29 protein-coding genes and 4 tRNA genes are annotated in these 24,948 nt (G+C 59.5%); 8 read left to right on the forward strand and 25 right to left on the reverse strand.

The window, feature by feature from the left end; genetic code table 11:
* Positions 1-27 precede the first annotated feature (27 nt).
* The gene (locus tag ACQKQA_RS23605; protein WP_427563159.1) at positions 28-189 is read left to right on the forward strand and encodes a cold-shock protein; all 162 of its coding nucleotides are present in this window, start codon (positions 28-30) and stop codon (positions 187-189) included.
* A gap of 73 nt (positions 190-262) precedes the next feature.
* On the opposite strand, the gene ACQKQA_RS23610 is transcribed toward ACQKQA_RS23605, so the two are convergent.
* Positions 263-574 (reverse strand): I78 family peptidase inhibitor, encoded by a 312-nt coding sequence (locus tag ACQKQA_RS23610; protein WP_427563118.1) that lies wholly within the window; start codon positions 572-574, stop codon positions 263-265.
* A 161-nt stretch (positions 575-735) separates the two neighbouring features.
* Positions 736-1,041 carry a hypothetical protein gene (locus ACQKQA_RS23615; RefSeq protein WP_427563119.1) on the reverse strand — a complete coding sequence of 102 codons (306 nt, stop codon included), beginning with the start codon at positions 1,039-1,041 and terminating at the stop codon, positions 736-738.
* Between the two features lie 163 nt (positions 1,042-1,204).
* Here ACQKQA_RS23615 and ACQKQA_RS23620 point away from each other — a divergent pair, with 163 nt between their 5' ends.
* Positions 1,205-1,417 carry a hypothetical protein gene (locus ACQKQA_RS23620; RefSeq protein WP_427563120.1) on the forward strand — a complete coding sequence of 71 codons (213 nt, stop codon included), beginning with the start codon at positions 1,205-1,207 and terminating at the stop codon, positions 1,415-1,417.
* Positions 1,418-1,451: 34 nt separating this feature from the next.
* On the opposite strand, the gene ACQKQA_RS23625 is transcribed toward ACQKQA_RS23620, so the two are convergent.
* From ACQKQA_RS23625 to ACQKQA_RS23660, 8 genes are all read right to left on the reverse strand, one after another.
* Positions 1,452-2,480 (reverse strand): nucleoside hydrolase, encoded by a 1,029-nt coding sequence (locus ACQKQA_RS23625; RefSeq protein WP_427563122.1) that lies wholly within the window; start codon positions 2,478-2,480, stop codon positions 1,452-1,454.
* 41 nt (positions 2,481-2,521) lie between these two features.
* Positions 2,522-2,926, reverse strand: coding sequence for a D-ribose pyranase (gene rbsD, locus ACQKQA_RS23630; protein ID WP_427563124.1), 405 nt, complete (start codon positions 2,924-2,926; stop codon positions 2,522-2,524).
* On the reverse strand, positions 2,923-3,840 hold the full coding sequence (gene rbsK / locus ACQKQA_RS23635) for a ribokinase (protein ID WP_427563126.1): 918 nt from the start codon (positions 3,838-3,840) through the stop codon (positions 2,923-2,925). Before rbsK ends, rbsD begins: the two co-directional genes overlap by 4 nt.
* A 23-nt stretch (positions 3,841-3,863) precedes the next feature.
* The gene (locus tag ACQKQA_RS23640) at positions 3,864-4,883 is read right to left on the reverse strand and encodes a LacI family DNA-binding transcriptional regulator (protein WP_427563128.1); all 1,020 of its coding nucleotides are present in this window, start codon (positions 4,881-4,883) and stop codon (positions 3,864-3,866) included.
* A 3-nt stretch (positions 4,884-4,886) separates the two neighbouring features.
* A complete protein-coding gene (locus tag ACQKQA_RS23645) occupies positions 4,887-5,864 on the reverse strand; it encodes an ABC transporter permease (RefSeq protein WP_427563130.1) in 978 nt (325 codons plus the stop codon).
* Positions 5,861-7,414, reverse strand: coding sequence for a sugar ABC transporter ATP-binding protein (locus ACQKQA_RS23650; RefSeq protein WP_427563132.1), 1,554 nt, complete (start codon positions 7,412-7,414; stop codon positions 5,861-5,863). The genes ACQKQA_RS23645 and ACQKQA_RS23650 overlap by 4 nt, the downstream gene beginning before the upstream one ends.
* A 57-nt stretch (positions 7,415-7,471) precedes the next feature.
* Complete coding sequence (locus tag ACQKQA_RS23655) at positions 7,472-8,428, reverse strand: sugar ABC transporter substrate-binding protein (protein ID WP_427563133.1); 957 nt, start codon at positions 8,426-8,428, stop codon at positions 7,472-7,474.
* 263 nt (positions 8,429-8,691) lie between these two features.
* Positions 8,692-9,147: a hypothetical protein gene (locus ACQKQA_RS23660; RefSeq protein WP_427563135.1), complete on the reverse strand. Its 456-nt coding sequence runs from the start codon at positions 9,145-9,147 to the stop codon at positions 8,692-8,694.
* 326 nt (positions 9,148-9,473) lie between these two features.
* Here ACQKQA_RS23660 and ACQKQA_RS23665 point away from each other — a divergent pair, with 326 nt between their 5' ends.
* The 3 genes from ACQKQA_RS23665 (at position 9,474) to ACQKQA_RS23675 (ending at position 11,727) form a co-directional block, all read left to right on the forward strand.
* Entirely contained in the window at positions 9,474-10,562 is a 1,089-nt protein-coding gene (locus ACQKQA_RS23665; protein ID WP_427563137.1) for an asparaginase, read from the forward strand.
* Positions 10,563-10,796: 234 nt separating this feature from the next.
* Positions 10,797-11,033: a DUF1654 domain-containing protein gene (locus ACQKQA_RS23670; protein WP_427563138.1), complete on the forward strand. Its 237-nt coding sequence runs from the start codon at positions 10,797-10,799 to the stop codon at positions 11,031-11,033.
* Between the two features lie 4 nt (positions 11,034-11,037).
* Positions 11,038-11,727: an endonuclease gene (locus ACQKQA_RS23675; RefSeq protein ID WP_427563140.1), complete on the forward strand. Its 690-nt coding sequence runs from the start codon at positions 11,038-11,040 to the stop codon at positions 11,725-11,727.
* A gap of 127 nt (positions 11,728-11,854) precedes the next feature.
* On the opposite strand, the gene ACQKQA_RS23680 is transcribed toward ACQKQA_RS23675, so the two are convergent.
* Positions 11,855-12,211, reverse strand: coding sequence for an SPOR domain-containing protein (locus ACQKQA_RS23680; RefSeq protein WP_427563161.1), 357 nt, complete (start codon positions 12,209-12,211; stop codon positions 11,855-11,857).
* 264 nt (positions 12,212-12,475) lie between these two features.
* Here ACQKQA_RS23680 and csrA point away from each other — a divergent pair, with 264 nt between their 5' ends.
* Together csrA and ACQKQA_RS23690 are read left to right on the forward strand one after the other, a co-directional pair.
* Positions 12,476-12,670, forward strand: coding sequence for a carbon storage regulator CsrA (csrA, locus tag ACQKQA_RS23685; RefSeq protein ID WP_124320095.1), 195 nt, complete (start codon positions 12,476-12,478; stop codon positions 12,668-12,670).
* A 342-nt stretch (positions 12,671-13,012) separates the two neighbouring features.
* Positions 13,013-13,261 (forward strand): hypothetical protein, encoded by a 249-nt coding sequence (locus ACQKQA_RS23690; protein ID WP_427563142.1) that lies wholly within the window; start codon positions 13,013-13,015, stop codon positions 13,259-13,261.
* Between the two features lie 36 nt (positions 13,262-13,297).
* Here ACQKQA_RS23690 and ACQKQA_RS23695 read toward each other — a convergent pair whose 3' ends face one another.
* The 8 genes from ACQKQA_RS23695 to ACQKQA_RS23730 all read right to left on the reverse strand — a co-directional run bounded on the left by ACQKQA_RS23695 (position 13,298) and on the right by ACQKQA_RS23730 (position 19,297).
* A complete protein-coding gene (locus ACQKQA_RS23695) occupies positions 13,298-13,759 on the reverse strand; it encodes a DUF2214 family protein (protein WP_427563144.1) in 462 nt (153 codons plus the stop codon).
* Between the two features lie 128 nt (positions 13,760-13,887).
* Positions 13,888-15,351 carry a carbohydrate-binding protein gene (locus tag ACQKQA_RS23700; protein ID WP_427563146.1) on the reverse strand — a complete coding sequence of 488 codons (1,464 nt, stop codon included), beginning with the start codon at positions 15,349-15,351 and terminating at the stop codon, positions 13,888-13,890.
* Positions 15,352-15,396: 45 nt separating this feature from the next.
* Complete coding sequence (locus tag ACQKQA_RS23705) at positions 15,397-16,026, reverse strand: lytic polysaccharide monooxygenase auxiliary activity family 9 protein (RefSeq protein ID WP_427563148.1); 630 nt, start codon at positions 16,024-16,026, stop codon at positions 15,397-15,399.
* Between the two features lie 308 nt (positions 16,027-16,334).
* Positions 16,335-16,685, reverse strand: coding sequence for a hypothetical protein (locus ACQKQA_RS23710; protein WP_427563163.1), 351 nt, complete (start codon positions 16,683-16,685; stop codon positions 16,335-16,337).
* Between the two features lie 164 nt (positions 16,686-16,849).
* Positions 16,850-17,212 carry an NUDIX hydrolase gene (locus ACQKQA_RS23715; protein WP_427563149.1) on the reverse strand — a complete coding sequence of 121 codons (363 nt, stop codon included), beginning with the start codon at positions 17,210-17,212 and terminating at the stop codon, positions 16,850-16,852.
* Between the two features lie 199 nt (positions 17,213-17,411).
* The gene (locus ACQKQA_RS23720; protein WP_427563151.1) at positions 17,412-17,903 is read right to left on the reverse strand and encodes a DUF3757 domain-containing protein; all 492 of its coding nucleotides are present in this window, start codon (positions 17,901-17,903) and stop codon (positions 17,412-17,414) included.
* 298 nt (positions 17,904-18,201) lie between these two features.
* Entirely contained in the window at positions 18,202-18,777 is a 576-nt protein-coding gene (locus ACQKQA_RS23725; protein WP_427563153.1) for a hypothetical protein, read from the reverse strand.
* Positions 18,778-19,220: 443 nt separating this feature from the next.
* A tRNA-Val gene (locus ACQKQA_RS23730) sits at positions 19,221-19,297 on the reverse strand.
* A 183-nt stretch (positions 19,298-19,480) separates the two neighbouring features.
* On the opposite strand from ACQKQA_RS23730, the gene ACQKQA_RS23735 reads away from it, so the two are divergent.
* Complete coding sequence (locus ACQKQA_RS23735) at positions 19,481-20,764, forward strand: NAD(P)/FAD-dependent oxidoreductase (protein WP_427563155.1); 1,284 nt, start codon at positions 19,481-19,483, stop codon at positions 20,762-20,764.
* Positions 20,765-20,976: 212 nt separating this feature from the next.
* Here ACQKQA_RS23735 and ACQKQA_RS23740 read toward each other — a convergent pair.
* From ACQKQA_RS23740 to purF, 6 genes are all read right to left on the reverse strand, one after another.
* Positions 20,977-21,053 (reverse strand) — tRNA-Asp (locus tag ACQKQA_RS23740).
* A gap of 91 nt (positions 21,054-21,144) precedes the next feature.
* Positions 21,145-21,221, reverse strand: a tRNA-Asp gene (locus ACQKQA_RS23745).
* Between the two features lie 59 nt (positions 21,222-21,280).
* A tRNA-Val gene (locus ACQKQA_RS23750) sits at positions 21,281-21,356 on the reverse strand.
* A gap of 150 nt (positions 21,357-21,506) precedes the next feature.
* The gene (locus ACQKQA_RS23755) at positions 21,507-22,274 is read right to left on the reverse strand and encodes an SDR family oxidoreductase (protein ID WP_427563164.1); all 768 of its coding nucleotides are present in this window, start codon (positions 22,272-22,274) and stop codon (positions 21,507-21,509) included.
* A 5-nt stretch (positions 22,275-22,279) separates the two neighbouring features.
* Entirely contained in the window at positions 22,280-23,491 is a 1,212-nt protein-coding gene (locus ACQKQA_RS23760; protein ID WP_427563156.1) for an O-succinylhomoserine sulfhydrylase, read from the reverse strand.
* A 33-nt stretch (positions 23,492-23,524) separates the two neighbouring features.
* Positions 23,525-24,948 (reverse strand): amidophosphoribosyltransferase (gene purF / locus ACQKQA_RS23765; protein WP_427563157.1); only part of this gene is annotated, 1,424 nt, incomplete at its 5' end.

Genomic DNA, 24,948 nt, shown 5'->3' on the forward strand with positions numbered 1-24,948 from the left:
AGAACCAGAAACATCAAGCACTCAGCGATGTGCTGCTGTACATCGAGCAGAATTTTCGCGAAAGCATCGACCATCTTCAAAGCTATTGAAAGCGACGGTTTCAAAAGCCTGAAAGAAGGCCAGACCGTTTCCTTCGTGGCTGAGAAAGGCCAAAAGGGTATGCAAGCTGCACAAGTTCGCCCTGAGTAATTTCTCAGCGAGCTAAAAAAACCCCGTCCATGTGACGGGGTTTTTTATGCGCGATACAAAAGCACCGATACGATCAGCCGCAGTTGACCCGCGTGATGACCAGATTGGTATCGGTGTTGAGGTTCAACCGATCGGAGCGGTACTCCAGCGTGATCATGTCATTCGGCTTGAGGACACGGGCGTTCTGCGCCCCGGCACGAGTACGCGCCTGCTCCAGCAACTCAGGCGAGGCTTTTTTGCCAATGGCGAATTCGGCTGCTTTCGCCTCACAGCGGCTATGGCCGCCCTCGGTCACGACCGGATCCTTATCCGGCGAAGAAGTACTGCATCCGGTCAAAACCACTGCAGCCAACAAGGTACCGAACGACGCGAGCTTCCAAGGCATGAAGCCTCCTTTTCAAAAATAAGCAGAGATAGTGCGACAACCACGCTGGCTATTGGTTTCACCAACGAACTGGCCAATGGCCTCTTGGCCGGACAGCAGACAAGTCTGCATCAAGCACGGCCACGCTTTCAGCCAACAATCATGACCGGATATGTACACCCTCAATAAATGTCGATGTAATCGAACGGTGGCTTGGGCCAGTTCTGTTTCAAGGCGTTGAAAATCTGCATCACCCAGACCTCATCGCTGGCCGCCACCCGCCCGACATAACCGGAGCCAGCCGCCCAGGTTTCCAGCCTGAACAACAGGCCATCGGTTTGTGCACCACCAACCACGCCCGACGAGATATAGGCAATGCCCGCCTTGGTCACTCGCAGCTGGGTATGCACATCGTCACTGGCCGACGCCAGCAACTGACGTACCGCCTCGAAGGTCAAGGCGTCAGGGTTGTTCAAATCGATCTGCACACTGGCCCCCATTAAAAACAGACAATGACCAAGTGTCGCACAGCCCTCCCCTCATGCCTAAGTCGGAGTGCGAAAAGCCCACCAAGGTGTTTAACTCTACAAGACCGGAAGCCCTCGACCAGCGCCCGCCCGGTATGACTCTTTCCGAACTTGCGAGACTTCCATGGCCACCGTGACGATCGACGCCGACATCAAAGCCAAATGGCCCGAAGGCCATTGCTCCTATAGCCCTGGAAGCCCCGAAGAGCTGGCGGTCATCGGTATCGACTTGCTGATCAGGGAGCTGGGGACCGAAGCAGCCCAGGCGTTCATCGAGCAGATATTCGAGAAGTACCCCGGCGAGCCCTCGGGCGCACCGGAGACAGAGAAGGCGTAACCCCCGACAGGCTGGCACCTGCCGGGGATCTCACTTATTTCAAGCGAGCAAGGCGCTCGGTCAGCAGATCGAAGAAGCCCTGGGCATCACCGTTCTCCACCCAGAACACGTTCTTTTCCTGTTTCAAACCGTCGTACCAATCGACAATGGTCTGGCCGAAGGTCGGACCGTCGCGGCTGTCGATGACCATGTTGGCCTGGCGCCCGCTGAACAGCTCAGGCTTGAGCAGGTAGGCGATGACGGTCGCATCGTGCACCGGACCGCCAGGGATACCGTAGTGCTCCATGTCACCCTTGACGTACTCGTTGAGGATATCCCCCACCACCTTACTGGCATTGTTGTTCAAGGCCGCGATCTTCTGCAGGCGCGCATCGCTGGTCAGCACTTTGTGGGTAACGTCCAGCGGCAGGTAGGTCAGCTTCACCCCGCTCTTGAGCACCACTTCGGCAGCCTGCGGATCAGCGAACAGGTTGAACTCCGCCACCGGGGTGATATTGCCGCCGTTGAAATGCGCCCCGCCCATGACCACCACTTCCTTGATGCCCTGGGTGATATCCGGCGCCTGGATCAGCGCCAGCGCCAGGTTGGTCTGGGGGCCCAGCATGGCGATGGTGATGCTGTGGGGTTTGGCGGCGCGCAAGGTGTCGATCAGGTAGTTGATCGCACTCCCCTCCGCCAGGCCCTTTTTCGGCTCGTGCACGGTGACCCCGGAGATGCCTTCCTTGCCATGAATATTCTCGGCGTAGATCGGCGTGCGCAGCAGTGGCTTCGGCGCCCCAGCGTACACCGGCACCTCTTCGCGCCCCGCCCACTCCCGGGCCAGACGCGCATTGCGCGAAGTCTTGTCCAGGCGCACGTTGCCGGCCACCGTGGTCAGCGCACGGATCTGCAGTTCTTCCGGCGACGCCAGGGCGAACAGCAACGCCACCACATCATCGGCCCCGGGATCGGTATCGATGATCAGATCGACTTTTTCCGCCGCATGGGCGCTTGTAGCAGTGAACAGGGACACGAGCAGAACACTCCGGATCAGGTGTTGCAGTAGCTGAGCATAGCGGTGCATGAGGCAGTCCTTTGCATGATTTGACTAGAGAAGATGAACGCTCAGAACGTCACTCCGGCGATCAAGGCGATGTTGCAGTAAGGCTGGCACTCCCCCGTCCGGACAATCGCCCGGGCTTGCCGGCTGAGCAGCTTGAACCCGTCGTGGCTCAACAGCTGGCGCTCACCCAGCCCCCCCTCGGCGCTCAGCACTTCGAGCGCGCGCAAGGTCGAGGATTGCTGGTCCAGGCTCTCCTGGGCCAGCACATGGCGTTCCACCTGCATCTCGCACAGCACCACCTGCAAGGTGCTGAGGAAATCCGGAATGCCCTGGGTCAGGGCCAGATCGATCAGTTCAACGCCCGGCGGCACAGGCAGGCCGGCATCGCCGATGACCACGATATCGCCGTGCCCCAGGGAGGCGATCAGTCGCGACAGGGCGACATTGAGCAAGGGTGTCTTTTTCATGCGGGAGAAAACGCCTGGACGTCGGACAGCGTGGGAATGGAAGGCTGCGCCCCTGGCCGGGTCACGGACAACGCCGCCGCGACCTGGCCGAAACGAATCGCCTCGGCCTCACTCTTGCCAGCCGCCAAGGCCGCGGCAAAACCGCCGACGAAGGTATCGCCGGCGGCCGTGGTATCGACCGCCTTGACCTTGGGCGCCGGGAAATGCTCGAAGCTCGTGCCATTGGCGAACAACGAGCCCTGGGCCCCGAGGGTGATGATCACCTTGCCAGCCCCGGCGGCGATCAGCCGGCCGGCGGCGGCTTCGGCGCTCGCCAGGGAGTCCACCGGTAAGCCACTGAGGGCCGCTGCTTCGCTTTCGTTGGGGATCAGATAGTCGATGGCTGTGTACCAGTCCGCCGGCAGCGGACCACTGGCAGGCGCAGGATTGAGGATCACCGTCTTGCCCAGCTCGCGGCTACGCTTGAGGGCATGCCCCACCGTGGCCAGCGGCACTTCGAGCTGGCAGATGATCACATCGGCCGCCTGCAGTACCGGGTCGAAGCCGCTGACGATCTGTGGCGTGAGTTGGCCGTTGCCGCCGGCCACGATCACGATCGCGTTCTGACTGCTGTCGTCCACCACGATCAAGGCGACGCCACTGGAGCCCGGGACGGCGGTGACGGCCTGGCAATCGATCCGTTCGGCGAGCAGCGCCGAGCGCAATTGCTCGCCGTAGGCATCGTCACCGACGCAGCCGACCATCGACACCGCCGCGCCCAGGCGAGCCGCCGCTACCGCCTGGTTTGCCCCTTTGCCCCCGGAGACAGTGGCGAACGACCGGCCGACCAAGGTTTCACCGGCATGTGGCAGACGCTCGGCCCGGGTGACCAGGTCCATGTTGAGGCTGCCTACTACCACTACTTTTGCTGGCATACATCAATACTCATCAATTCGATTCAACGGCGCTCGGCGAAAGTGCCGGCCGCTGGCGCCGTGGATTCGCGCAGGACAATGTTCGGCGTGACGATCCGCTGGTCGGTCGCCAACCCGGGGGTGGCGATGCGGCGCAGCAACAGCTCCGCCGCCTGCTCGCCCAGCTGCAGGATCGACTGACCGACCGTGGTCAACGCCGGGTAGACATAACGACTCATCTGGATATCGTCGAAGCCGATCACCGACAGCTCGCCCGGCACGCGGATATTGCGCTCCGCCGCTGCTCGCAGCACGCCGATGCCCATCATGTCGTTGCCGGCGAAAATCGCGCTCGGCGGGTTGTGCGCCAACAGCCGGGCCGCCGCCTGATAACCGCCAGTACTGGTGAAATCGCTCTGCAGGATGCGCTCCGCAGGCACCTCCACGCCGGCTTCATGCAACGCCCGCTGAAACCCCGCCAGACGCAATTGCGCCACGCTGGTGTAGTCCGGACCGCCAATGCAGGCGATATCGCGATGGCCCAATTCGAGCAGATGGCGGGTCGCCAGATACGCGCCGTATTCGTGATCGATGCGCACCAGGTCCGCATCCACCCCTTCCAGCCCGCGGTCGACTATCACCATGGGCGTGCGCACCGCGGCCAGGCCCTTGGCCAGCCCACCGTCGCCACCAGCCGAAGTCACGATCAGGCCGTCGATGCGTTTTTCCAGCAGCACCCGCAGGTAGCTGCGCTGCTTTTCCGGGTTGTCATCGGAGTTGCAGAGAATCACGCAGTAGCCGTTGCGCTCGCAATAATCCTCGATCCCCCGGGCCAGTTCGGCGAAATACGGGTTGAGGCTATTGGGCACCAGCAGACCGATGGTCGCCGTGGTCTTGGCTTTCAACGAACGCGCCACGGCGCTGGGCACGTAGTCGAGCTGCTGGATCGCCGCTTCGACCTTGACCCGCACTTCCTCGCTGACCGGACGCGTCTTGTTCAGCACATGGGACACCGTGGTGTAGGAAATCCCCGCGAGGGCCGCCACATCTTTGATCGTTGCCATGACTCAGCTCCGCCGGCTTGCGCGCTGGCTGCGATAGGTATCGAGCACCACCGCGATCACGATGACCGCACCGGTGATGATGCGTTTGGTCGGCTCAGTCGCCCCGATCTGCGCCAACCCTGCGGCCAGCACCGAGATAATCAACACGCCGAAAAAGGTGCTGATCACCGATCCACGCCCCCCCATCAGGCTAGTACCGCCGATCACCACCGCCGCGATGACTTGCAGCTCCAGGCCGGAACCGGCATTCGGGTCCGCCGCTTCCAGACGGGAAATCTGGAACAGCGCAGCGACGCCCGCCAGCAGCCCCATCAGGCTGAACACCAGGATCTTGTAGGGCTTGGGGTTGATGCCCGCCAGGCGTACCGCTTCCTCGTTGGTACCGATGCCGATCAGGTAACGGCCGAAAACCGTACGCGTCAGCACCGCCTGGGCGATGAAGATGACCAGCAAGGCGATGATGAACGAGGGCGAGATACCGAAAGCGATCGGGTTCGACAACCAGGCAAAGGCATCGCCGATATAGGCGGTGCGCGATCCGGTCATCTGGTACGCCACGCCGCGAGCCATTTCCAGCACGCCGAGCGAGACGATGAACGAGGGAATGCGCCAGGCCACGGTGATCGAGCCGGTGATGGTCCCGGCCAAAGCCGCGCAGCCCATGCCCAGCAGCGCCGCCGGGAGTACGCTCCAGCCCCAGCCGAGAATCGCCACGCTCACGGTCGAGGCCGCCAGCGCCAGCACCGATCCGACGGACAGGTCGATGCCGCCGATGATCAGGACAAAGGTCATGCCTACCGCCAGCACCATCAGGTCCGGGATCTGGTTGGCCAAGGTGCTGAACGTGTCGTAGGACAGGAAGTGGCTGCTCAGTACCGAGAACAGCGCAATCATTGCCAGCAAGGCACCGGCCAGCCCCAGGTAGGTGCCCAGGCCGTAGTAGTTGCCGCCACGCTTGCCGGCCGAAGATGCAGTTTTCATGGGAGGTCCCTAGGCGCCGCTTCGTTGAGCAACGCATCACGTTTTTGATAGCCGGCGAACGCGGCGGCCAACAGTTCATCCTGGGTCCAGCTGTCGCGCTCGAAGGTGTCGATCAGGCGCCCGGCGGACAGTACGCCGATGCGGTCGCAGATCAGCATCAGCTCCCGCAGGTCGCTGGACACCACCACCAGCGCCTTGCCCTGGCGGGTCAGCTCACCGAGCAGGCCGTAGATATCGAACTTGGCGCCGACATCGATGCCTCGGGTCGGCTCGTCGAACAGCAGCACCGCGCAATCGCGCTCCAGCCAGCGGCCGATCACCACCTTCTGCTGGTTGCCGCCGGACAATTCGGACACCAGCTGCGCCGGCCCCGAACTGCGAATGCGCATGGCATCGATCTGCCGCTGCGCCAGCGCCGACTCGTCACGACCATTGACCAGGCCGCCGCTGGAGATCTCCGGCATGTTGCCCAGGGCAATATTGGCGCTGATGGATTGCGTCAGCAGCAGGCCTTCGCCCTTTCGATCCTCGGTGATCAGGGCAATGCCATGGGCCACCGCGTCGACCGGCGAACGGATATTCGCCACCTGCGCGGGCGTGCCCAAGGCAATGCTGCCGCTGTCGGCCTTGTCGGCTCCGAAGATCAGCCGCAACAACTCGGTGCGCCCGGCCCCGATCAGCCCGGAAATACCGAAGATCTCGCCACTGCGCACCTCGAACGACACGTCCTGGACCTTGTCGGCACGGCTCAGGCCGCTGACCGTCAGGGCCGGCGCGCCAATCGTGCGCAGCCCGAGATCGATGTGCTCGCCCAGCTCACGCCCCACCATCAGGTTGACCAGTTGCTCGCTGTTGTAATTGGCCATCGGTTCGACGCAGACCAGGCAACCGTCCCGCAGCACGGCAATGCGCTGGGCCACCCGGGCCAACTCTTCCAGGCGATGGGAGATATAGATGATCGCCACGCCACGGGTCTGTAGCCGGGTGATCTGTTCGAAGAGCAGCTCGACCTCACGGGCCGTGAGCATGGCGGTCGGTTCGTCGAGGATCAGCACATGGCAGTCGCCGATCAGGTTACGTGCGATCTCCACCATCTGCTGGTGACCGATGCCCAGGTCGCCGACCAGGGTGTCGGGATCGATCGCTTCCAGGCCAACCTGGGCCATGGCTTCGAGCGCCGCCTTGCGCAACTGCTTGCGGCTGATCCAGCCGCCAAGGCTGGGCAGGTTATCGAGGAACAGGTTCTCGGCCACCGACAGGGTCGGCAGCAGATTGAGCTCCTGCATGACCATGCGGATGCCCAGCGCTTCGGCCTGGGTGCGACTGCCAGGGCGATAGGCCTGCCCGTTGAATTGCATCTCGCCGGTGGTCGGGGTCACCAGGCCACCGATGATTTTCGACAGGGTGCTTTTGCCCGCGCCGTTCTCCCCGGTCAGCGCCAGCACCTCCCCACGCATCAGCGTCAGGTCGATGCCGGTCAATACCGGTTGCGCATAGGTCTTGCCGATACCGCTGACCGAAAGGACAGCGTTCACAGCGGAAACTGACATAAGAAACTCTCCATGCGCCCGCCCGTTCAGGCGAGCGCGGTCGTGCCGCCAGAACGATTACTGGGTGACCAGTTCGACCGGAGTTTCGATCACGCCATTGGCGCCGCCGTCCACCTTCTCGCCCTTGAGCAGCTTCAGCGCGGTCTCGATACCGAACACCGCCTGCTTGGCGGCGTACTGGTCGGCCGTCGCCAGCACTCGACCGTCCTTGAGCATCGGCTTGATGGCATTGATGTTGTCGTAGCCGACGACCTTGACCTTGCCGGTCTTGCCCGCGGCACGCACCGCCGAGACGGCGCCGACGGCCATGCTGTCGTTGCCGGCCAGCAGCGCCTTGAGGTTCGGGTATTCGCTGAGCATGGCCGCGGCAACGCGGTTGCCAGCGTCGATTTCCCAGTCGCCGGATTGCAGCGAGACCACCTTGATCTGCGCGGCCTCCATGGCGTCCTTGAAGCCCGCGGTGCGCTGCTGGGCGTTGGTGGTGGTGGACACGCCTTCGATGATGCCGACTTCGTCCCCGGCCTGCAGTTGCTTGGCCAGGTACTCGCCTACCAGGCGCGCGCCCTTGCGGTTGTCGGGACCGACAAAAGGCACGCTGATGTTTTTGCTCTTGAGCACCGCCGGGTCCAGCTGGTTGTCGATGTTGATCACCGTGATACCGGCGTCCACCGCTTTCTTGATCACCGGCACCATGGCCTTGGAATCCGCCGGGGCGATCACCAGCGCGTTGACCTTGGAAACGATCATCTGCTCGACAATGCGGATCTGGTTGGCGGTGTCGGTTTCGTCCTTGATGCCGTTGGACACCAGGTCGAAATCGGTTGCGTGGTCTTTTTGATAGGCCTTGGCGCCGTCTTCCATGGTGAGGAAGAATTCGTTGGCCAGGGATTTCATGACCAGGGCGACCTTGGGTTTTTCCGGGGTCTCGGCGAACGCCGAAGAGAGGGGAAGCGTAGCGGATGCGGCAGCCAGAACAGCGACAGCAAGAAGACGTCCAGCGAATGGCAGCTTCATGGGTTCACTCCGATCTTATGATTATTGTGAGCAACGCTTGCGCCGGAGTACGCTCGACGACCTTCAGCCCCCCAATGAACCGGGATTTGAAGCGAACCTGAGCTGCAGGTGACTTTAACCGCTCAAGGCCTGCGCAAACGTTTGCGTAGACCGAACTATGCGAACCCTGCCGGAGTTTGTCAACGGGCACGTCAGGTGCGCCGCCAACGCAGCGGAACGCCTGGACAGGCGCCCCGCTGCTGGCCAATCGGGAGATGAGGTCATCAAGCGGTGGTATTGACCAGTCCACCCGACGCAGAGTCCTTGTTCAACTCCTTGATCAGCCTATCCGCTACTTCCTGCAGTGCGCCGCTGGTGCCGACGATCTGCGCTTGCAGCGCCATCACTACGGTCGACTTGGCTTCCGGGGTCGGGTAACTCGCCTCCTGGGCGGCAGCCAGTTGCTCCTTCTGCTGCTTCAACTGCTCCTGCAGTTCCTTCATGCGCTTGAGCAACATCTTCACCACCAGGCTCTGGTTATCCCCCTCCGAGTCCTCGGCCTTGGCATCGGCCTTCTCGGACTCAGCACCGCCGCCCACCCGCAACTTGCCGTCTTCGTCGACCCCCAGCGCCTGCTCGGCGTTATCGGCGGCGCCCTTGCTCAGGGCTTCGAGGGTGGCGGGCGATTTGCCGTTGATGGTGATGGTCCCGGCAGCAGGAAAACCGACAGACATAGACATGTGAGCTCCAGAAAGAGAAAGATCCTTAAAGGGCATCGGCTGCAAGGCTCAGCTCTTTAATTCAGTGTTTTCCCGATGCAAATCGGAACTGTCGGACAACCGAACGCGAACCTTCCAAAGTATTCGGAAAACCGGACAGCGCAGCGCCCAGCACCGTCGGTAAATAAATAAAAATTGATATAAATCATTAAGTTAAAAGAGTTTTGCGACCACAGTTCGGCTGGTACGGATCCTGCTGTCCCCCTTTCGCCCGTGGCATTCAGATCTGTCTCGGGTGTTTCTAGATGAACCTGCACCCGCACCGTCTCACTACTAGAGAGAAAATAATGAAATCTGCTTTCAACACCTTTGTTCCGGGCGCCTTGGCCCTCCTTCTACTTCTTCCGACTGCATTGCAGGCCAAGGAAGTCGAAACCAAACAGAAGCTGGCCAACGTGGTGGTGCTCGCTACCGGCGGCACCATTGCCGGCGCCGGCGCCAGTGCCGCCAACAGCGCCACCTATCAGGCCGCCAAAGTCGGCATCGAGCAATTGATTGCCGGGATCCCCGAGCTGAGCCAGGTCGCCAATGTGCGCGGCGAGCAGGTCATGCAGATCGCTTCCGAGAGCATCAACAACGACAACCTGCTGCAACTGGGCCGCCGCGTCGCCGAACTGGCCGACAGCAAGGACGTGGATGGCATCGTCATCACCCACGGCACCGACACCCTGGAAGAAACCGCCTACTTCCTGAACCTGGTGGAAAAGACCGACAAGCCTATCGTCGTGGTTGGCTCGATGCGTCCCGGCACCGCCATGTCCGCCGACGGCATGCTCAACCTGTACAACGCCGTCGCCGTGGCCGGCAGCAAGGAAGCCCATGGCAAGGGCGTACTGGTCACCATGAACGACGAGATCCAGTCGGGTCGCGACGTCAGCAAAATGATCAATATCAAGACCGAAGCCTTCAAGAGCCCATGGGGCCCGCTGGGCATGGTGGTGGAAGGCAAGTCCTACTGGTTCCGCCTGCCAGCCAAGCGCCATACCACGGCTTCGGAATTCGACATCAAGAACATCAAGAGCCTGCCTGACGTAGAAATCGCCTACGGCTACGGTAACGTCGGCGACACCGCCTACAAGGCCCTGGCCCAATCCGGTGCCAAAGCCATCATCCATGCCGGTACCGGCAACGGCTCGGTGTCTTCCCGCGTGGTGCCAGCCCTGCAAGAGCTGCGCAAGGAGGGCGTGCAGGTCATTCGTTCGTCCCACGTCAATGCCGGCGGCTTCGTACTGCGTAACGCGGAACAGCCTGACGACAAATACGACTGGGTCGTGGCCAATGACCTGAACCCGCAGAAAGCCCGCATCCTGGCCATGGTCGCCCTGACCAAGACCCAGGACAGCAAGGAACTGCAGCGGATGTTCTGGGAGTACTGATTGCCCCGCCCGACCTGCTCCGGTCGGGCACCGCTCTACCCCGCACTCGTCCGCCCGGGCGAGTGCTTCTCCCTCGTCGACCTCCCCTCTTTCTTACCCCCGCCGATAAAAAATCGCTCGGTTTGCAGTAAATCGCGAATCTCAGTGTCAGAAGAACTTCTTGAATTTTAAGCGGTTGCGAAATTTCCTACAGTAAAATACTGTACGCGCATACAGCTTAATGAGGAGTGTTCCTTGCCTGCCGCAGCACCACCAAGCTCTTATGAACGCCTCGGCCTGCGCGTTCAGAAAATCATCAACTCGCCCCATGCGCAAAAAGCCAAGGCCGCCCTGATCTTTCGTCACCCCGACGAAGCGATCGACGAGTGGGAGCGCCTGCTCGAAGAAATCGCCGAAAACGACAACGTCACCCTCGCCTATCGCGATGATGGCGGCGTGCAGATTTTCTGGGTCGTACCGAAGGAAGACTGAGTCGATGATTGTCCGCTGTTTTGCTGCACTGCTGTTTTTCCTTGCCCTGACCGCCCAAGCCGATGCGCCCCGCACCTTCAGCGAAGCGAAAAAAGTCGCCTGGAAGCTGTATGCCCCGCAATCCACCGAGTTCTATTGCGGCTGCAAATACAGCGGCAACCGGGTCAATCTCGAGGCCTGCGGCTATGTACCGCGCAAGAACGCCAAGCGCGCCGCGCGCATCGAATGGGAACACATAGTGCCCGCCTGGCAAATCGGCCATCAACGCCAATGCTGGCAGCAAGGCGGGCGCAAGAACTGCACCCGCAACGACCCAACCTTTCAACGCGCCGAAGCCGACCTGCACAACCTGGTGCCGAGCATCGGCGAGGTCAATGGCGACCGTAACAACTTCAGCTTCGGCTGGCTGCCGACACAATCTGGCCAGTACGGCTCATGCCTGACCCAGGTCGACTTCAAGGCCAAGAAGGTCATGCCCCGCCCGTCCATTCGCGGCATGATCGCCCGGACCTACTTCTATATGAGCAAGCAGTATGGGCTGCGCCTGTCGAAACAGGATCGCCAGCTCTACGAAGCCTGGAACAAGACCTATCCGGTGCAACCCTGGGAGCGCCAGCGCAACCAGAGCGTGGCCTGCGTGATGGGGCGCGGCAATGAGTTCGTCGGCCCGGTCAACCTGAACGCCTGCGGCTGACGCCCGCACGGACAGCGGATAATCGCTCGGGGCACGGACAGCCCCGCCCTCGTCAAGAATACCGAGTGCCGGCAGGGCCAATCGCTCGACCCCGGCGACGGCCCGAGCAAGCACTCGGCAGAACGGCTTATTGCGTGACGCGGTGTTCGATCACTTGCGGTTCGATGTTGCGCTTCTTGGCCTTGGTCAGCCTCTCGACCAGCTCGGCTTTCTTCGCTTCGGCTTCGGCCTGGGAAGCGAACGGTCCGACCAGCACCCGCTCCTTGCCATCCTCGACGACGACATAGGACATGATCCCGTGCTCGATCAGCCAGCCCGCCAGATCGCTGGTCGCCTGAGGCAGGGTGCCGGCCACCAGGACATCCCATTGCGGGGTCGCGGCGGCCTGGGGCGACTGGACCTGGGCGACCGGCGCCACCTTCTTGCCAGCCTCGACACTCTTGCCCTCGCCGCATCCAGCCAGCGCCAGAACCGCCATCATCATCGCTATTGTGCGCACAACCTACCCCTTGAAAGTCTGAGGCGGCGATTTTAACACCCCATTCCCCTGCATAAACGCCACAAAATCGGCACAAAACAACGAGAATGATATTTATCGCCTCTGTATAGTCGCACCACGGGAATTAATGCCTCGTCTGCGCGTCAGAAAGAGGCACCCACACAGTGGCACTTCGCAGTAATCTATACGTACTACCGACATCAGCACTGTCTGACTCAGGTGCCCTACGAAGCAATCAAGGAGAAGATCATGCTGATACTCACCCGCAAGGTCGGTGAAAGCATAAATATCGGTGACAACATCACGATCACCATTCTGGGCGTTAGCGGCCAGCAAGTCCGGATCGGCATCAACGCGCCGAAAGATGTCGCGGTTCATCGCGAAGAAATCTATCAACGTATCCAGGCCGGCCTCACCGCCCCGGACAAACGCGAAACACCTTGAACGTGCCATGAGCAGCCAGCCCTTTGTCTCACCGCATTGGCTGGCACAGCGTCGTCGTTGATTGCCCTCCCCGCCTTGCACGTCCCTTTTCAGATGGCAGTGGTGCAGTTCAAACCGCCACCGCCAACCTGGCAAACGACACTCCCAAACCCTCATCCATAGCGCTCCATCCCGGTAACGAGTCGTCCTGACACGACCGGGAGAAAGCTCACCCCTGCCTTTGTATCAATTCTCAGTAGCAGGGCAACGAGCAGGAAGAGTAATTTCGAACCTTCTGCCTCTGCGAGTCTGCCGAGGCTCCCCTTGCCACTGGCAGACGCTCTATGAACACGGAGAGGTCATATGCAAGAGTTCGCATACCTTCTGATCACCAATGACCTGAATGCAATGCGGACCATTGCCGCCTGCTCGACGGAAGGGCTCTATGAAGTCAAACGCGGGATATTCACCTTCCGCTCTAAGGCCAGCGTCGACTACCTTCACCGCGCGCTGGCCATCGTCAGCGACGAGTTCGGCATCATTCCCGTGCAACAGGCCGAGTTCAAAACCAACCGGGCCACCATCAGCAAGGCTCTCAGCCAGCTCTACTAACCCGTGCGGTGCTCGATGAGCCCCCTTTCCTGCTCCTTAGAGTTGGTTGAGCGTGACACCACGCGCCATGCCGCTGGCAGCCACCACCATCAACATAATCAGCAGTGCCTGCAGATGACTGATACGCGCAAACAACGTGGCGCGGCCGGTATCGATCGACGCGCCACGACCCAGGGCGATTCGCCATTTGATCAGCACCACCATCGGCCACACCTCGAGCAGCAAGATGATGACGAACAAGGTCAGCTTCAGGTGAAACAGCGGTTGCTGCAGGTAGTAATCCGTACCTTTTTCATAGCCGGCGAATGCCCGCGACAACCCGGTAATCAGCAACACCGCCGCGGCCAGCCCCCAGCCATTGTCAGCCAGTAATACCCGGCGAACGTCCGCCCCCTCGGTGATCACCCGGCGCAGCGCCGTGCCACGACTGAGCACAGCCGCGAACGCGACAGCGAAGGCCAGCAGATGTACGGCGGCGAGAAACCAGGACATGAGCATCGCTCCACTCTCCATTGACGGATGACAGAAAACGGCCTGTCAGTATTAGCTCACAATCTGCGGCCTTGCCGATGCCCAACAAAAAAGGCGCCCGTCTCGGGGCGCCTCTGTTGCGCGTCTATCACCACTCATGCACGACGCTTAATCGCCACCTTGGCCCAAAGGGTAAAGGCGACATTCGGGGCCCAACCGGCATTCGAGGTGTGCTCCTGGATGCACAGATACAGATTGCCCTGATAACTCACGCCATCGTTTTTGCGGTAGTGATGATTCAACTGCCATTCCGGGTATTGCGGGTCCGGCACCCCACCCGCGGTCTTGACGTTCAGGCTGGTGCTCGGAAGTGACTGATTGCCCTGGACGTCCGTGGCGCTCACGAAGTAGCTGTACAGCGTGTCAGCTTTCAGGCCGTCATCCTGCAAGGTCAGCCCGCTCGTCTGCCCTACCGGCTTGCCATCGCGGTACAGGGTATAGAACTCGATCGGGCGAACGCCGTGGGCAGCACTCCAGCTCAAGGTCACACTGCCTTCCGTCTGCGCCGGAGAGAACAGGTTGCCCGGGGCCGAAGGCCGCTCGCCGCCACTGCCGCCATGGATCAGCGGGGCATAACGGTCACGGAACCCCCAGTTGTAGCGCACGCCGTGCTTGTTGAGACCGTCATCCCAGTTGACCGACCAGGTCATCAGGCCCTTGATCGACAACCCGGCACGATCCAGGCGCTTGAAGGCATTGTTCACCGCCGCCGGGTCGATGACATACCCTGTCGCCGCCGCATCGACGTTGCTGGGCAGGCCGATGACGAACTTGTCAGCGGCAATCTTGATGTATCCACGAGTCCCGGTAACCAGGCTCTCCGTCAGATAAAACAGGAAGTCTTCTTTCTTCTCGTCGTTGTTCTGGGCCAGCCAGGCCCCCTCCTGGCCATTGCTCCCCTCAACCCACAAACCGTCACCGCCCTGGTTGTAGTACTGCGGCGCGATGAAGTCGTAGTAACCCTCCAGCGCCTGGATGTAACCGACATATTTGCCGCCGGTGGTGAGGTAGGGAAACTCCGGCGCCATGCTGATGATGAAGTGCTTGCCCTCACCCGCGTAGTGGTCCTTCACCAGCTTGAGCGCCGCCGGCAACACGGTCTTGTTGTCGGCAAAATCGATGGCGCTCTGCTCGAGGTCGATATCCAGCCCGTCGAAACCATAGGTTTCCACCAGGCGGACAATTTCGTTGGCCAGCGCTTGCTCGTTGCCCTTGTGCAACTCGATATGAGCGTCCGCTCCGCCAAGGGAAATCAGCACCGCCCGCCCCTGGCTGTTGAGCACGCCAACCTGGCGTCGGAACTCCTCGTCCGACAGGTTGTACGGCTTGAAGGTGGGAATGCCATTGCCCTTCATGAACGCCACCGCCACCACGTTGTATTCCTTGGGTACATCCACCAGGTCGAGATTGGCGAACTGCCCCTGCTGGTAACCATCGCTGGTACCGGCAGGCCAGTTGTGCCAGAAGCCCATGAGGATTTTCTTACCTGCAATAGAAGGCATCAGCGATGCCGAATCGTTCGCCTGGGTCTTGACCGATGCAAAGTTGATCTTGTTCACGTTCTAATCCTTCAGAACCATTAAAGAGAATTACAACTTCCGCCGTTACTTGAAGTCGACATCGAATGCTTGATAGAACGCATTTCCGGTGTTGGCGACAATCCACGCCAGAACAATAACGTGATGACCTTTCTTGTTCCTGGGCAGGGTCACTTGATGTTCGACCTTGGCTTTCATTTCAGCACTGTGCGTGTGATAGGGAACTTGGGTATAGAAGTCATTGAAGAAAGCCTGTGGTTCAAGTTGCGCGCGGCTGATGCGCTGTTTCGAGTCCCAGCCATCTTTGGTGATGAACCAGCTATAACCGCGGGTCACATGGGGTGCTGTGTATTCCCACTTGACCTGGAATACCTGCCCCGGATCGACATTGAGCAAAGGCCAGGAAAACGGACGCCCAAGCTTCTTCGTCATTTCCTCGTTGGTGAAATTGAGGCAGTCGCGCTCGTCGGTCTTGCCACCACTGAGGATATGCCCATCAGCCGGCGGCACAACGCTCGCGACGTCACTTTCATAAGGCTTCGGGAAAGGCCCGGCAATCAGGGACGGAAAGTTTTTGCCACCTTCCATTTCATTGACCTGCCAGGCACCGAGAAGCCCCTGTTCGACAGCAATGGCGCCACGGCTGGATGGGGAAACGACGCGACCATGTTTCGGCTGAACCAGTGGTTTATTCACGATCTTTCACTCCATTGATAAAGTAAAATCTCCTTTTGGAGAACTTTTAAACTAGTTCAGATCAGAGTTTTGTCTACCGATTTACCACCGGAAATACCGAGCAAATTGTCGCACCCCGACAATACATCCTTCCGCCCATAGAATTACAGCGCAAACCTACAGAGAGAACGGTAAATAGCTTACATAAGAAAAATAAAGCTCAAGCCCATCAACACTAACTAGAACAACAATTAAAAACCCCTTAAAACATAAACCCGACAACGTCGGGTTTATAAATACTATTGCGCTGGATAATGCTCAGAACATATCTACAGACAGGTCGCCAATGCCGCCAATCTGCGCTTGGCAATCCAATCATCCTGGATCGCGTAATAATTGACGACCGTACCCGAGGCTTGCTCTCGAATGTCAGCGAAGGACTGCGCCGAACGGGCATAGACCGTATATCCGCCTGCCTTGGCAGACTCCAGATAGGCCGCCGCATCCACCCCGAACACCGCCTCGTCCTGCCAGGCAAACTGCACGCATTGCGCCACAATCTGCTCCGCCTTGGCGGATGAGAGCACCTTATAGGGGCTCTTCGAACGCGCCTCATTCATCGCCGAACTGGCACACCCTGCCAGCAGCGCCGCGACCATTACCGCCATCAACACCCGCATCATGCTACCTCGTCGTGAAAACGCGACTGTATCACTCACACGGCGTGGAGTAGCACTCCCCTGCGAGAAACCGCATGCGACCCATTTAGCTGCCTTCCCGGAAAATCAAAAGCCCGCGCAAGGCGGGCTTTTCATGACTCGATGTTTTCTGATTGCATTTTCGATTACAGACGGCGCAAGAACGAGCTCACGATACTTTTGGTGGCGATCGTTGTGTCCAGCTCCCTGGCAGCGTCGTAGGCATGCCAGCCGATGGCCACAATTTCATTCAACGGCCGAGCATCCTCGACATTGGCGACAGACACTTCGAACACATGGTGCCGTACATTGCCGGCGTCGAACTCCAGAATGTAAAGCGGCTCGCTGGCATTCAACCCCGTCTCTTCATGCAACTCACGGACAGCGGCCGCAGCCGGAGACTCACCGGGTTCGACCTTGCCACCTGGTAGCACCCATTTGGAGCGATCCTTGCGAACAAAAAGAATGTGCCCTCCATGTGCACAAATGACCGTCGCTCTGCTTTTCATGACCACACCCTACTCGACTACGCCCCGACCACATCGCACACAGGTTGTGTGTACAGATCGGGAGCCGACTTAAAAATGTCATAAAACTGTCATGAAATATATAGACATCAAGGATGCAACAAGACCAATGCTTCTGCCTAGGGAGAATTCAGGCTACTGATACAAAGAACAGCAACCTCATCTCGATAAAAAGAAATATCTACCTCAAGTAAAAACTGCATGCGCCTCGATAGGTATCACTACACTCCAGAACCGCCGATGATGAAAAATCGCGGGACTCCTTCCATGACGAGGAGCTCCCGACCCACATGACCTGTTTGTAATTTCCACCGAGATCCAGTCGCATATTCAGATACCTGCCCCCAGAGGTCGTATAGATGCAGTCATTTATAAAACCAGCTTTGTCGACGCCTTGGCGAGTCACTACAAAATAGCTTTTCTCGAAGCTGGTAACGGCCTCCATCGCCCCATCAACCAATACCCCCACCCACTCCGCACCCCCACCTTTAGCAGGCGCAGTAAAAATCCCCAGCTGGCTCTTGATATCTCGTGGCAAGGGGCATGATTCCTGATCGCCCGGCCAGTCCGGAATATCGAAGTAACTGCTACCAGATGCGGCATGAGCGACTGTAAATAGCTGCGAACACAGCACTCCCCAACACACTAATCTACGCACTACCCACTCCCTCACGGTTTCTAGAAGGAGCGTTCTATCAGTCGGGATGACTTTAGGATTTAGGATGATTCCTAAAACACAAGGTCTTTTGCCTAAAACGAGCCTTCGCCGCCCGTCCGGTCAATCTCAGCAATCAAAAAAGGCTTATCAGTAACACGGAAAATCCCGTCGGACTGCCTAACAGCCCTTTCAAAGCTCTGCCTTGTAATGAATATGGCTTTATCTGCTCTTGAACTGTTCAAGTAATTCTGGACACATCAATCGGGCGCGATGATAGCGCCCAACCCGAGGCGCCCGGAGTCATTGGCCCCGTTCAATTGCTGCCAGTGCGCGACCAGTCATCATCCATAGCGCCCGCCGTGCTGGCGACTATCAGCGCCACGACACAAGCAAACAACGAGAACACGGCAAAAACACCCATCACCTGCAAGTAAGGCAGCGCGTTATTCCACGCTCGAGCCACCCCCAGGAATGCGGCAAATAACCAGCCACTCATGGAGAGCGCCCCCAAGAGAGCAAGACGGGTACGTGCGCAGTTGTGTAACGAGAGAAAGGGAGTCTTCTGCAGCAGAGGGAAACCGATCCGGTGCAGCAACGCACCGTTAAGGCTGAGTAACGCTACGACGCTGGCCTTGGCCCAGAGCTTCTGATTGAGCAGATACCCGCTCCCTTCATAGAGGTAGCCATGAAGTACCAGCAACAGACCACTACCCCAAAGAGCCAATAGCGCGTGCGTGACGATTTTTTGAGTCTCGTCGAGATACTCACGCTGCACCTGACTCAACACATCCTTACGCCAACTCCAGAGCTTTTGATCTGCCTGTAGCACCCTCCCCAGAGCAATACAGGTGGCAATCAGATGACCATACACAAGTAGCATTTTGAGCATTACCTGGACCTTATTGTTATGTGGGCAATGCACTCCCTCGCACCCTTGATTTGAAACTAAATGATACATATTACTATTTGCACCAACAAGTTACCCACCCAGCCATCCATCCGGAACCTTCTGCATTGATGGGCTGACGATGGGCCCTGGAAGCCCCCAGGATCGAATCCCCGAGGCTCTACGCAAGACCAAAGGGCGTGACAGTACGCGCAGCAGAACCTTCCCCAGGAATACGCCCAGGCGCTTCAGAAGCATGCAAACGGAAAAATGGCGAAGCACCACCCAAAGAGGCACGACGACAAGAAGATCGAATAGGTGGAAGCAGGCGCCGAGAGGACGTCCTGAAATGAGGGTTTTGCAAAGACCCGGAAAACCCGAGACAACAAAAAAGGGCTCACCTTTCGGTGAGCCCTTTCAGACCGCCCAGCAGAGCGGATTTTGTTTGGTAGGCGCGATTGGACTCGAACCAACGACCCCCACCATGTCAAGGTGGTGCTCTAACCAACTGAGCTACGTGCCTGCTGTGAGGCGGCATTCTACGGAATTCCGGAGGGGTGTCAACACCTTTTTTCAGCTAAGCCTCTGAAATATGCGAATTTTTTAATTTCGGATCCGAGAAGAAGATTTTTCGACGGCTGGCAGCCGTTTTTCAACTCAGGTAGGATCGACGCAATCGTCAAGAATATTAAACAGAGGTTGCAGGATGGCGAACACCCCCTACCCACAGTCGTATTACGCTGCATCGGCCAACGCCGCCCCAGCCCGCCCGCCACTGCAAGATGATGTGGAAACCGATGTCTGTGTCATCGGCGCTGGCTATACCGGCCTCTCCAGCGCCCTGTTCCTGCTCGAGAACGGCTTTCGGGTCACAGTCCTGGAGGCAGCCAAGGTTGGCTTCGGGGCTTCCGGGCGCAACGGTGGGCAGATCGTTAACAGCTATAGCCGCGACATTGATGTGATTGAACGCAGTGTCGGCCCCAAGCAAGCCCAACTGCTCGGCCAGATGGCCTTCGAAGGCAGCAAGATCATTCGTGAACGGGTCGCCAAATACCAAATCCAGTGCGACCTGAAGGATGGCGGGGTATTCGCCGCTATCACCAAGAAGCAAATGGGTCATCTGGAGTCGCAGAAGCGCCTGTGGGAGCGCTACGGCCACACTCAACTGGAATTGCTGGATCAACGCCGCATTCGTGAAGTCGTCGCCTGTGACCTGTACCAGGGCGGCATGCTCGACATGAGCGGCGGCCATATCCACCCTCTCAACCTGGCCCTGGGAGAAGCGACAGCCGTGGAGTCCCTGGGTGGCGCCATCTACGAGCAGTCTCCGGCGCTGCGCATCGAACGCGGAGCCAACCCGGTAGTGCACACCCCGCAAGGCAAGGTCAGGGCCAAGTTCATCATCGTTGCGGGCAACGCCTATCTGGGCAACCTGGTGCCGGAGCTAGCGGCCAAATCGATGCCCTGCGGCACCCAGGTCATCACTACCGAACCGCTGAGCGATGAACTGGCGAACAGCCTGCTTCCCCAGGACTACTGCGTCGAGGACTGCAACTACCTGCTGGATTACTACCGCCTTTCCGCCGACAAGCGCCTTATCTTCGGCGGCGGCGTGGTGTACGGCGCCCGCGACCCAGCCAATATCGAGGCGATCATTCGCCCGAAAATGCTCAAGGCCTTCCCGCAGCTCAAGGATGTGAAGATCGACTACGCCTGGACCGGTAATTTTCTGCTGACCCTGTCGCGCCTGCCGCAAGTCGGACGCCTGGGCGACAACATCTACTACTCCCAAGGCTGTAGCGGCCACGGCGTTACCTACACCCACCTGGCGGGCAAGGTGCTGGCAGAGGCCCTACGCGGCCAGGCAGAGCGTTTTGACGCCTTTGCCGAGCTGCCGCACTACCCCTTCCCTGGCGGCCAGCTGCTGCGCACCCCATTCACGGCAATGGGCGCCTGGTACTACAGCCTGCGAGACAAGCTGGGTTTCTGATAAGCCCATCACCCACCCAACAAAAAACCGCCAACAAGGCGGTTTTTTTGGATTGTGCAAAAGGCAGATGTCAGCCACCCGAACGGCATGGAGAAAAGCTGGATTCCAGAAACAAAAAACCCCGGTCTTTCGACCAGGGTCTTTGCTATCGATCCGAAGAGCCTGTGGCTTCTTCGTCACTTGAAGGCGTTCAGTGATCCCTCAAGTAGATATGGCGCAGCGGACGGGACTCGAACCCGCGACCCCCGGCGTGACAGGCCGGTATTCTAACCGACTGAACTACCGCTGCGTATCGCTTGGACTTACGTCCGTTAAACCGTCTGACTGAAAAGCTTCGGTGCTTTGCAATCTCAGAGCAGGCAGGCCTGATCTGGAAAATATGGCGCAGCGGACGGGACTCGAACCCGCGACCCCCGGCGTGACAGGCCGGTATTCTAACCGACTGAACTACCGCTGCGTGTCGGTTGGATGCTTCCGTAAAAGCCTCCATCTTTCTTTCGAAAGACACTCAAGAAGTGGTGGGTGATGACGGGATCGAACCGCCGACCCTCTGCTTGTAAGGCAGATGCTCTCCCAGCTGAGCTAATCACCCTTTGCTTCGTTGAGGCCGCGAAATTTACGCAGATACCGATGCTAAGTCAATACCCTGCTTGAAGTTTTTCTGAAAAAGACAAAATCACGACAATGCCGGTAGCAAAGCGCAGCAACCTCAAGCCGCACAGGTTGCGCCCTCCCCACGTCATCACTCGCAATAAATCATTTTCTTGCTCATGCCACCGTCGACCACGAACTCCTGGCCTGTGACAAAACCGGAATTCTTCGACAACAGCCACGCCACCATCGCCGCCACATCCTCGACCGTCCCCACCCTGCCCGCCGGATGCTGGGCATGATCGGCATCGCTCAGGGGCTCGGCCCGGCGGGCCGCCGGATCCCGGGCATCGATCCAGCCCGGACTGACGGCATTGACCCGGATCTCCGGCCCCAGGCTCATGGCCAGCGCATGGGTCAAGGCCAGCAGACCGCCCTTGCTCGCGGCATAGGCTTCGGTATCCGGCTCCGATTGCCGGGCGCGGGTCGACGCCAGGTTGACGATGGCACCGCCATGAGCCCGCAGATACGGCGCACAGTGCTTGGCCAGAAGCATCGGCCCGCTGAGGTTCACGGCCAGCACGCGGTTCCAGTAGGCCAGATCGAGGCTTTCCAGGGTGATATTGCGTGGATCGGCGACGGCCGCATTGCACACCAGGGCATCGAGCCGCCCGAACTGCCCCAGCACCTCGGCGACCCCCAGGGCGACCTGGGCTTCGTCCGCCACGTCCATGCCAATGAACCAGGCGCTTTCCCCCAGGACCTTGGCCACCTGGGAACCGCGCGCGCGGTCCAGATCGGTCAGCACCACCTGCCAACCTTCGCTGATCAGCCAGGCGGCAATACCCAGGCCGATACCCCGTGCCGCGCCGGTCACCAGCGCGACACGACCATTGGTAATGCTCTGCTGCTCGGACAACTCGATCACAAGGCGGCCAGCCCGCGCGCCAGGTCAGTCTGCAGGTCCACGACATCCTCAAGACCGACCGCAATACGGATCAGGCTGTCACGAATGCCCGCTGCTTCACGCTCTTGCGGCGCCAGACGGCCGTGAGAGGTGGTGCTCGGGTGAGTGATAGTGGTTTTGCTGTCGCCCAGGTTTGCGGTAATGGAGATCAGGCGAGTGGCATCGATGAAACGCCAGGCCCCTTCCTTGCCCCCCTTGACCTCGAAACTCACCACTGCACCGAAACCGCGCTGCTGACGCTTGGCCAGCTCGTATTGCGGGTGGCTTGGCAGACCGGCGTAATGCACCTTCTCGATGCCATCCTGTTGCTCTAGCCACTCGGCCAGGGCCTGGGCATTGGCGCAATGGGCACGCATACGCAGGTTGAGGGTTTCGAGCCCCTTGAGGAAGATCCAGGCGTTGAATGGGCTCAAGGTCGGGCCAGCGGTACGCAGGAAGCCCACCACTTCTTTCATCTGCTCGCTGCGGCCTGCTACCACACCGCCCATGCAACGACCCTGGCCGTCGATGAACTTGGTCGCCGAATGCACCACCACATCCGCCCCCAGCTTCAGCGGCTGCTGCAATGCCGGAGTACAGAAACAGTTGTCGACCACCAGCATCGCGCCCTTGGCATGAGCCACTTCGGACAGCGCAGCGATATCCACCAGCTCGGCGAGCGGGTTGGACGGCGATTCGACGAACAGCAGCTTGGTGTTGGGCTTGATCGCCGCTTCCCAGCCGGACAGATCCGCCAGGGGCACGTAATCGACCTCGATACCGAAGCGCTTGAAATACTTTTCGAACAGGCTGATGGTCGAGCCGAACACACTGCGCGACACCAGCACATGATCGCCCGCGCTGCACAAACTCATGACCACCGAGAGAATGGCCGCCATGCCAGTGGCCGTGGCCACTGCCTGCTCGGCGCCCTCCAGGGCGGCAATGCGCTCTTCGAAGGCACGCACGGTCGGGTTGGTGTAGCGGGAATAGACATTGCCCGGCACCTCGCCGGCAAACCGTGCGGCCGCATCGGCGGCCGTACGGAATACGTAGCTGGAGGTGAAGAACATCGGATCGCCGTGCTCCCCTTCCGGGGTACGGTGTTGGCCGGCGCGCACGGCCAGGGTATCGAAAGCTACGCCATCAAGGTCGCTGTCCAGCCGACCGGCATCCCAATCCTGACTCATGCCGCCTACTCCTTATGTCTTTAATGCTCTAAATCAGTTGTTGTACAGATCGATGATCGCACTGACCGCTTGAGTCTTGGCTTTGGAGGCATCGTTGCGGGCGTTCTCGATCTTGTTCAGGTACGCCTCGTCGACGTCACCGGTCACGTACTGGCCATCGAACACCGCGCAGTCGAAGCTCTCGATCTTGATCTTGCCGCCCCCCACTGCCTCGATCAGGTCAGGCAGGTCCTGATAGACCAGCCAATCGGCGCCGATCAGATCGGCCACATCCTGAGTCGAACGATTGTGGGCGATCAACTCGTGAGCGCTCGGCATATCGATGCCGTACACGTTCGGGAAACGCACGGCCGGAGCCGCGGAGCAGAAGTAGACGTTCTTCGCCCCGGCTTCACGGGCCATCTGGATGATCTGCTTGCAGGTGGTACCGCGAACGATCGAGTCGTCCACCAGCATCACATTCTTGCCGCGGAACTCCAGCTCAATGGCATTGAGCTTCTGGCGCACGGATTTTTTCCGCGCAGCCTGGCCCGGCATGATGAAGGTTCGACCGATATAGCGGTTCTTCACAAAGCCTTCGCGGAACTTGACGCCCAAGTGGTTCGCCAGTTCCAGCGCAGCGGTACGGCTGGTATCCGGAATCGGGATGACCACGTCGATATCGTGATCCGGACGCTCGCGCTGGATCTTCTCGGCCAGCTTCTCGCCCATGCGCAGGCGTGCCTTGTATACCGATACGCCGTCGATGATCGAGTCCGGACGCGCCAGGTAGACATGTTCGAAGATGCAGGGGGTCAGTTTCGGGTTGGTCGCGCACTGACGGGTGTGCAGCTTGCCGTCTTCGGTGATGTAGACCGCTTCGCCCGGCGCCAGGTCGCGGATCAGGGTGAAGCCCAGCACATCCAGGGAAACGCTTTCGGAGGCGATCATGTACTCGACGCCTTCGTCGGTGTGACGCTGACCGAAAACGATCGGGCGAATGCCATGGGGATCGCGGAAGCCGACGATGCCATAACCGGTGATCATGGCCACTACTGCGTAACCGCCGACGCAACGGTTGTGCACATCGGTCACGGCGGCGAACACGTCTTCTTCGGTCGGCTGCAGCTTGCCACGCTGGGCCAGCTCGTGCGCAAAGACGTTGAGCAAGACTTCCGAGTCGGAACTGGTGTTGACGTGGCGCAAGTCAGATTCGTAGATCTCCTTGGCCAGCTGTTCAACATTGGTCAGGTTACCGTTATGCGCCAGGGTGATGCCGTAAGGCGAGTTGACGTAGAACGGTTGAGCTTCGGCCGAAGTCGAGCTGCCTGCGGTCGGATAACGCACATGGCCGATGCCCATGTGACCGACCAGGCGCTGCATGTGCCGCTGCTGGAACACATCACGAACCAGGCCGTTGTCCTTGCGCAGGAATAACCGGCCATCATGGCTGGTCACGATACCGGCAGCGTCCTGGC

The organism is Pseudomonas sp. NPDC089530, assembly GCF_050280705.1.
In the GTDB taxonomy this organism is placed as follows: domain Bacteria; phylum Pseudomonadota; class Gammaproteobacteria; order Pseudomonadales; family Pseudomonadaceae; genus Aquipseudomonas.

Excerpts from the sequence above, each read along its gene's own strand:
- ACQKQA_RS23655 (WP_427563133.1), bottom strand. The coding sequence starts at position 8,428 with ATGAAGCTGCCATTCGCTGGACGTCTTCTTGCTGTCGCTGTTCTGGCT.
- ACQKQA_RS23610 (WP_427563118.1), bottom strand. The coding sequence starts at position 574 with ATGCCTTGGAAGCTCGCGTCGTTCGGTACCTTGTTGGCTGCAGTGGTT.
- rbsK (WP_427563126.1), bottom strand. The coding sequence starts at position 3,840 with ATGCCAGCAAAAGTAGTGGTAGTAGGCAGCCTCAACATGGACCTGGTC.
- ACQKQA_RS23695 (WP_427563144.1), bottom strand. The coding sequence starts at position 13,759 with ATGCTCATGTCCTGGTTTCTCGCCGCCGTACATCTGCTGGCCTTCGCT.
- ACQKQA_RS23760 (WP_427563156.1), bottom strand. The coding sequence starts at position 23,491 with ATGAGTCAGGATTGGGATGCCGGTCGGCTGGACAGCGACCTTGATGGC.
- csrA (WP_124320095.1), top strand. The coding sequence starts at position 12,476 with ATGCTGATACTCACCCGCAAGGTCGGTGAAAGCATAAATATCGGTGAC.
- ACQKQA_RS23710 (WP_427563163.1), bottom strand. The coding sequence starts at position 16,685 with ATGCGGGTGTTGATGGCGGTAATGGTCGCGGCGCTGCTGGCAGGGTGT.
- ACQKQA_RS23625 (WP_427563122.1), bottom strand. The coding sequence starts at position 2,480 with ATGCACCGCTATGCTCAGCTACTGCAACACCTGATCCGGAGTGTTCTG.
- ACQKQA_RS23645 (WP_427563130.1), bottom strand. The coding sequence starts at position 5,864 with ATGAAAACTGCATCTTCGGCCGGCAAGCGTGGCGGCAACTACTACGGC.
- ACQKQA_RS23680 (WP_427563161.1), bottom strand. The coding sequence starts at position 12,211 with ATGATGATGGCGGTTCTGGCGCTGGCTGGATGCGGCGAGGGCAAGAGT.
- ACQKQA_RS23605 (WP_427563159.1), top strand. The coding sequence starts at position 28 with ATGTGCTGCTGTACATCGAGCAGAATTTTCGCGAAAGCATCGACCATC.
- ACQKQA_RS23650 (WP_427563132.1), bottom strand. The coding sequence starts at position 7,414 with ATGTCAGTTTCCGCTGTGAACGCTGTCCTTTCGGTCAGCGGTATCGGC.
- ACQKQA_RS23665 (WP_427563137.1), top strand. The coding sequence starts at position 9,474 with ATGAAATCTGCTTTCAACACCTTTGTTCCGGGCGCCTTGGCCCTCCTT.
- ACQKQA_RS23675 (WP_427563140.1), top strand. The coding sequence starts at position 11,038 with ATGATTGTCCGCTGTTTTGCTGCACTGCTGTTTTTCCTTGCCCTGACC.
- ACQKQA_RS23715 (WP_427563149.1), bottom strand. The coding sequence starts at position 17,212 with ATGAAAAGCAGAGCGACGGTCATTTGTGCACATGGAGGGCACATTCTT.
- ACQKQA_RS23690 (WP_427563142.1), top strand. The coding sequence starts at position 13,013 with ATGCAAGAGTTCGCATACCTTCTGATCACCAATGACCTGAATGCAATG.
- ACQKQA_RS23620 (WP_427563120.1), top strand. The coding sequence starts at position 1,205 with ATGGCCACCGTGACGATCGACGCCGACATCAAAGCCAAATGGCCCGAA.
- ACQKQA_RS23735 (WP_427563155.1), top strand. The coding sequence starts at position 19,481 with ATGGCGAACACCCCCTACCCACAGTCGTATTACGCTGCATCGGCCAAC.
- ACQKQA_RS23660 (WP_427563135.1), bottom strand. The coding sequence starts at position 9,147 with ATGTCTATGTCTGTCGGTTTTCCTGCTGCCGGGACCATCACCATCAAC.
- ACQKQA_RS23640 (WP_427563128.1), bottom strand. The coding sequence starts at position 4,883 with ATGGCAACGATCAAAGATGTGGCGGCCCTCGCGGGGATTTCCTACACC.
- rbsD (WP_427563124.1), bottom strand. The coding sequence starts at position 2,926 with ATGAAAAAGACACCCTTGCTCAATGTCGCCCTGTCGCGACTGATCGCC.
- ACQKQA_RS23725 (WP_427563153.1), bottom strand. The coding sequence starts at position 18,777 with ATGCTCAAAATGCTACTTGTGTATGGTCATCTGATTGCCACCTGTATT.